We start from the raw sequence: 6,254 nt of genomic DNA, 5'->3' as shown, positions 1-6,254 counted from the left end.
CTCGTCGGCTTCGACAACAGCGTCGCGAGCGAGATCGTCGCCGCGCTGGAGGCGCGCCGCGCCGCCAGCGACGATGCGGGCGATATCTTCGCGATGCACGAGGCCGATCTCGATCAGTTCAGCGCCACCTGGACCGTGACCTACGATCCCGACGGGCGGATGGTGATGCCGGGTTTCCTGCGCGCGAAGGCGGGGATCGCCGACCTCGCTTTCTTCCTGCCCGCCGGTCGCACGTTCGAGATGTGGGCGCCCGACGCGTTCCTCGGGCAGGGTTCGCCCAAGCTCGCCGCCGCGCGCGAGCAGCTTTCCTACCTCCTGAGCGAGCGGCGCAAATGACCGCGCCCGCGCCGCACGTCCCCGTGCTCCTCGACGAGGTGATGGCCGGCCTCGCGCCGCAGCCGGGCGAGACGCATGTCGACGGTACGTTCGGCGCGGGCGGCTACAGCCGCGCGCTGCTTGCCGCCGGCGCGCGGGTGATCGCGTTCGACCGCGATCCCGATGCCATCGCCAACGGGCAGGCGCTGGTGGCGGACAGCGAGGGTCGGCTCGACCTCGTCCCCGGCGTCTTTTCGCGGCTTGGCGAGGCGCTCGCCGATCGCGAGATCGACGCGGTCGACGGCGTCACGTTCGACGTCGGCGTCTCCTCGATGCAGCTCGATCAGCCCGAGCGCGGCTTCTCCTTCCAGGCGGACGGCCCGCTCGACATGCGGATGGGGCAGGCGGGGACGAGTGCCGCCGATTTCGTGAACGAGGCGGACGAAGGCGAGATCGCCGACGTGCTGTTCCATTTCGGCGAGGAGCGCCAGTCGCGCCGCGTCGCGCGGGCCATCGTCGCCGCGCGCCCGATCACGCGCACCGGGCAGCTGGCCGATGTCGTGCGCCGCGCGCTCGGCCATCGCGAGCATGACAAGAAGGATCCCGCGACCCGGACCTTCCAGGCGATCCGCATCCACGTGAACCGCGAGCTGGGCGAGCTGGAGGACGGCCTTGTCGCCGCCGAGCGCGCGCTGCGCCCGGGCGGACGGCTGGCGGTGGTGTCTTTCCACAGCCTTGAGGACCGGATCGTCAAGCGCTTCCTGAAGGAGCGCGCGGGCGCACCGGCGGGCTCGCGCCACCTGCCCGAGGTCGCGCGCGCGCCGGCCAGCTTCGAAGCGGTGGCCAAGCCGGTGCGCGCCGGGGCCGCCGAGCTTGCCCGCAATCCCCGTTCCCGTTCGGCCACGTTGCGCGTCGCGCGGCGCACCGCGGCCCAGCCCTGGAGCTCGAAGAAAGGTCAGGCATCATGATCGTCGCGACGCGTTTCAGCGCGGTTTGGCAGGGAGCCGGCGTCGCCGCCGCCGCCCTGGTCTGCTATCTCGTCTCGCAGTCGGTCGCGGCCGAGCGCGCCAATGTCGCCCGGCTCGACATGCGCATCGCGCGCGCCAAGGGCGACATCGCGCGGCTGTCGATCGAACTCGATGCGCGCAGCCGGATGGGCCAGATCGAACGCTGGAACAACGAAGTGCTGGCGCTGTCGGCGCCCACGCCCGAACAGTTCGTGGCCGACGGCGTACAACTCGCCGCGCTCCAGCATCGCGGGTCGGGTCCGAACCTGCCGCTCAATCCGGCGGTGACGCGCCAGATGGCGCCCGACCATGTCGCCTACACGCCCGCGCCCGCCGAGGCGGCGGCGCCATCGGTGCCGGTCGTGCAGCGCGCCGTGGCGACGGTCGCTCCGGCGCAGCCGCTGCTCCGCCAGGCCGCCTATATCCAGCCGAGCGAAGACCGCTTCGGTTCGCCGGTGCGCGATCCCGCGCCCACGCCGGCCCCCGCCAAGGCCAAGGCCAAGCGTGCCGCCTCGCTGCTGCCCGACGATATCGGGTCGCTGATCGCGGCCGAGAACACGGCCGGCAAGAAAGCGGGCGCGAAGTCCGGCCGGTGAACGCGCCGGTCACCCATCTCGATCGCGCCGACCGGATCAGCTTCGCGCCTGCGCCGCTCGATGCCGCGCCGCCGCTGGGGATCGCGCAGCAGCGGCTGATGATCGTCATGCTGCTGTTCGCGCTGGTGACCGGCGTGATCGGCGTGCGGCTGGTGCATATCTGCCTGTTCGGCCAGCCCGAAACCGGGCGGAGCGCGCCCGCCGCCAGCCTCGACCTGCCTGACCTGATCGACCGCAACGGCGTCAAGCTGGCGACGGGCATCAGTACCTGGGTGATCGCGGTCAATCCGGGCAAGATCAACGGCGACCGCAACGCCATCGCCCAGCGCCTCGCCGAGCTGATCCCCGAGCGCGACGCCGCTTACTACCGGCGCATGCTCTTCTCGAAGCGCAAGTTCGTCTATCTGCGCCGACCGGCGTCACCCGAACTGGTGACGGCGATCAATGCGATCGGCGATCCCGGTCTGTTGCTGCTGCGCGAACAGCGGCGGCTTTACCCCCAGGCACAGCTCGGCGGGCACGTGCTCGGCTATATCGACCGCGACGGCATCGCGCAGGCCGGCATGGAAAAGGTGCTGCAGGCGAAGATTGCCAAGGGCGCGCATTATGACGGGCCGCTCGCGCTTTCGATCGATAGCCGGGTGCAGGCCGCGCTGGAGAGCGAACTCAACGCGGGCATGACCCGCTATTCGGCGGTCGGCGCGAGCGGTGTCGTGCTCGACATCAAGACCGGCGAGCTGATGGCGATGACCTCGCTGCCGAGCTTCAACCCCAATGCACCGGGGCGCGACGCGCTCAACGCCGCCAACAAGGCGACCTATTTCACCTACGAGCTCGGCTCGACCTTCAAGATGCTGACCGTCGCCAACGCGATGGAGACCGGCGTCGTCACCGACATGGGCAAGCGCTATGATGCGACCCAGTCACTCCACGTCGGCGGCTTCACCATCCGCGACGACCATCCCAAGGGGCGCTGGCTGACCATTCCCGAAGTGCTGACCTATTCGTCGAACATCGGCACGGCGCGGATGGCGGACGAGATCGGCACCGAGCGCGCGATTGCCTTCTTCAAGAAACTGGGCTTCGACAGACCGACCGACCTTGAGCTGTTCGAACGCGGAAAACCCCAATTCCCGAGCTTCTGGGCGCGCACCACGCTGATGACCACGGCCTATGGGCATGGCATCGCGGTGACGCCGCTCCACCTGGCGCAGGCCTATGCGGCGCTGGCCAATGGCGGCCTATGGCATCCGGTGACGCTTCTGAAGCACAAGCCCGGCCAGCCGATCGAAAGCCGTCGGATCGTGTCCGAAGCGACGAGCTGGCGGGTGCGCCAGTTGATGCGGCTGGTGGTGACGCAGGGGACGGGCGGCAATGCGGACGCCCCCGGCATGCGCGTCGGCGGCAAGACCGGGACGGCCGAGAAGGTCGAGGGCGGGCGCTATTCGCGGCGCGCCAACCTGACCGCGTTCGCGGCGGTGTTTCCGCTGGACGAGCCGCGCTATGTCGTCGTGACGATGCTCGACGATCCCAAGGCGACCAAGGAAACCTACGGCTTCAAGACCGCCGGCTGGAACGTCGCGCCGGTCACGCGCAAGGTGATCGCGCGCGTCGGTCCGCTGCTGGGCGTCCGCCCCGACGTCACGCGCGACATCGACGTGTCGGATCTGATGCCGCTGATCAAGGAGAAGAAGGAGCCGGGCAAGAATGCGGTTGAGTGAGCTGACCGGCACGCTTGCCGTTTCGGGCGACGGCGAGGATCCACGCGTCACCGGCTTCGCGATCGACAGCCGCAAGGTCGCGCCCGGCACCGTGTTCGGCGCGTTTCGCGGCACGCAGGCGAATGGCGAGGATTTCATTCCCGCCGCGATCGCCGCCGGTGCTGTCGCTGTGGTGGCCCGGCCCGAAGTGGTGGTCGATGGCGCGGTGCATATCGCCGACGCCGCGCCGCGCCGCGCCTTCGCGCGTGCCGCCGCGCGCTTTTTCGCGCCCTTTCCCGACACGGTCGTCGCGGTCACAGGAACCAACGGCAAGACGTCGACGGTCGAACTGACACGCCAGCTGTGGCGGATGGCGGGGCATCATGCCGCCTCGATCGGGACGCTCGGCGTCACCACCGCCGACGATCAGGTTTCGACCGGGCTGACCACGCCAGACATCGCCACCTTCCTTTCCAACGTCGCGGGCCTGCGGCGCGAGGGCGTGAGCCATGTCGCGTTCGAAGCGTCGAGCCACGGCCTGTCGCAATTCCGGACCGAGGGGCTCCCCGTGCAGGCGGCGGCCTTCACCAACCTCAGCCGCGACCACCTCGACTATCACGGCACGATGGAGGCCTATCTCGAGGCCAAGCTGCGCCTGTTCACCGAAGTGGTGACCGACGATGGCGCAGCGGTCGTGTGGATGGACGATCCGGTCGCGCCGCGCGTGGCCGAACTCGCCATCGAGCGCGGTCTCCGCCTGATCACGATCGGCACGCGGGGCGAGACGCTGCGGCTGGTCGGGCGCGAGGCGACCCAGCTCGGACAGACGCTGACCATCGCGCATGACGGCCGGACTTTCGTCGTGAAGCTGCCGCTGATCGGCGCCTACCAGGCGGCGAACGCGCTCACCGCCGCCGGCCTCGTGATCGCGACGGGGGGCGAGGTGGGCGACGTGCTGGCGCGCCTTGCCCGGGTGCAGCCGGTGCGCGGACGGCTGGAACGCGCCGCGATCGGCCAGGCGGGTGCGCCGATCTACGTCGACTCTGCGCATACGCCCGACGGGCTGGAGGCCGCGATCGCGGCGCTGCGCCCGCACACCGCCGGCCGGCTGATCGTGCTGTTCGGCGCGGGCGGGGACCGCGATCGGGGCAAACGGCCGCAAATGGGCGCGGTCGCGACGCGGCTGGCCGACCGGGTGATCGTGACCGACGACAATCCCCGATCGGAGGATCCCGCCGCCATCCGGGCCGAGGTGATGGCCGGCGCGCCCGGCGCGACCGAGATTGGCGGGCGGCGCGAGGCGATCGCCGCCGCCATCGCCGATGCCGGCGCGGACGACATCGTGCTGCTCGCCGGCAAGGGCCACGAACAAGGCCAGATCGTGGGCGACATGGTGCTGCCGTTCGACGACGTGCAGGTCGCGCGCGAGTGCGCGGGCTGAGCGCGCACGATGGCCCCGCTCTGGACCTCCGCCGAGATCGCCGCCGCGACCGGCGGCGCGGCCGCCGCCCCGTTCGCGGCGGGCGGCGTCGCCTTCGATTCGCGTGAAGTCGGCCCCGGCGACCTGTTCGTCGCGCTGAAGGGCGAGGCGGCCGACGGTCATCGCTTCGTTCAGCAGGCGCTGGCGCAGGGCGCGGCGGGGGTGCTCGTGTCCGACGCGGTCGAGGGGCCACATGTTCGCGTTGCCGATACGGCGCGCGCGCTCGACGCGCTTGGCGTCGCCGCCCGCGCGCGCGTCGCGGGCACGGTGATCGGCGTCACCGGATCGGTCGGCAAGACCAGCGTCAAGGAGGCGCTGTTCGCCGCGCTGGACCGGACCGCGCCGGGGCGGGCGCATCGCAGCCTGAAAAGCTACAACAACCATGTCGGCGTGCCGCTGAGCGTTGCGCGGATGCCGCGCGAGACGCGTTTCGGCGTGTTCGAAATGGGGATGAACCATGCCGGCGAACTCGCCGCGCTGACCCGCCTGGTCCGCCCGCAGGTGGCGCTCGTCACCACGGTAGCACTCGCCCACGGCGCCTTCTTCGCCGACGAAGCAGCGATCGCCGACGCCAAGGGCGAGATCTTCCAGGGTCTTGAGCCGGGCGGTACGGCGATCATCCCCTATGACAGCCCCCATCGCGACCGCCTGATCGCGGCGGCGAGGCCCTATGCCGGCGAGATCGTCACCTTCGGTCGCAGCCGCGAGGCGGACGTGCACGCGCGTGAAGGCATACCCGGCCCGCGTGGCACCTTCGTCCAGGCGCGGCTGCGCGGCGGGGAAGTAAGCTTCACGCTCGCGCCCCCGGGCGACCATTGGATCACCAATGCGCTGGCGGTGCTGGCGGTGGTCGAGGCGGGGGGGGGCGACCTTGCCGCCGCCGGGCTGGCGCTCGCCGACCTCGCGGGCCTGCCGGGGCGCGGACGGCGTATCCGCGTGACGCTGCCGGGCGGGGGCGAGGCCCTGCTGATCGACGAGGCATACAAGGCCAATCCGGCCTCGATGCGCGCGACCTTGCACATGCTGGGCCAGGAGCCTGGTGGGCGTGTCGCGATCCTGGGCAGCATGCGCGAGCTGGGCCCCGACGAGGCGCGCCACCATGCCGAACTCGCCACGCCGGTCGAGGAGGCGGGCGTGCGCGCCGCACTGCTCGTCG

General features: G+C 71.0%; 5 protein-coding genes and 1 pseudogene. All 6 read left to right on the top strand.

Annotation, left to right across the window (positions count from 1 at the left end; genetic code table 11):
* Window positions 1–336: pseudogene (locus ACOJSF_RS14305) on the top strand (hypothetical protein); the annotation flags it as partial.
* A complete protein-coding gene (gene rsmH, locus ACOJSF_RS14300; RefSeq protein ID WP_420142872.1) occupies window positions 333–1,283 on the top strand; it encodes a 16S rRNA (cytosine(1402)-N(4))-methyltransferase RsmH in 951 nt (316 codons plus the stop codon). The pseudogene ACOJSF_RS14305 and the gene rsmH, both read left to right, overlap by 4 nt.
* The gene (locus ACOJSF_RS14295) at window positions 1,280–1,918 is read left to right on the top strand and encodes a hypothetical protein (protein ID WP_420142871.1); all 639 of its coding nucleotides are present in this window, start codon (window positions 1,280–1,282) and stop codon (window positions 1,916–1,918) included. Before rsmH ends, ACOJSF_RS14295 begins: the two co-directional genes overlap by 4 nt.
* Window positions 1,915–3,639: a peptidoglycan D,D-transpeptidase FtsI family protein gene (locus tag ACOJSF_RS14290; protein WP_420142870.1), complete on the top strand. Its 1,725-nt coding sequence runs from the start codon at window positions 1,915–1,917 to the stop codon at window positions 3,637–3,639. The genes ACOJSF_RS14295 and ACOJSF_RS14290 overlap by 4 nt, the downstream gene beginning before the upstream one ends.
* Entirely contained in the window at window positions 3,626–5,059 is a 1,434-nt protein-coding gene (locus tag ACOJSF_RS14285; protein ID WP_420142869.1) for a UDP-N-acetylmuramoyl-L-alanyl-D-glutamate--2,6-diaminopimelate ligase, read from the top strand. The genes ACOJSF_RS14290 and ACOJSF_RS14285 overlap by 14 nt, the downstream gene beginning before the upstream one ends.
* A 9-nt stretch (window positions 5,060–5,068) precedes the next feature.
* Window positions 5,069–6,254 (top strand): UDP-N-acetylmuramoyl-tripeptide--D-alanyl-D-alanine ligase (locus ACOJSF_RS14280; protein WP_420142868.1); only part of this gene is annotated, 1,186 nt, incomplete at its 3' end.

The sequence above is a fragment of the Sphingomonas sp. genome (genome assembly GCF_048594985.1).
Taxonomy (GTDB): Bacteria; Pseudomonadota; Alphaproteobacteria; order Sphingomonadales; family Sphingomonadaceae; genus Sphingomonas_I.
The sequence above is the reverse complement of the archived record's forward strand: the minus strand, read 5'-3'. Positions and strand labels throughout refer to the sequence as shown.

Bases quoted from the DNA above. Each gene is read 5' to 3' on its own strand.
- rsmH (WP_420142872.1), top strand. From the start codon at position 333: ATGACCGCGCCCGCGCCGCACGTCCCCGTGCTCCTCGACGAGGTGATG.
- ACOJSF_RS14285 (WP_420142869.1), top strand. From the start codon at position 3,626: ATGCGGTTGAGTGAGCTGACCGGCACGCTTGCCGTTTCGGGCGACGGC.
- ACOJSF_RS14295 (WP_420142871.1), top strand. From the start codon at position 1,280: ATGATCGTCGCGACGCGTTTCAGCGCGGTTTGGCAGGGAGCCGGCGTC.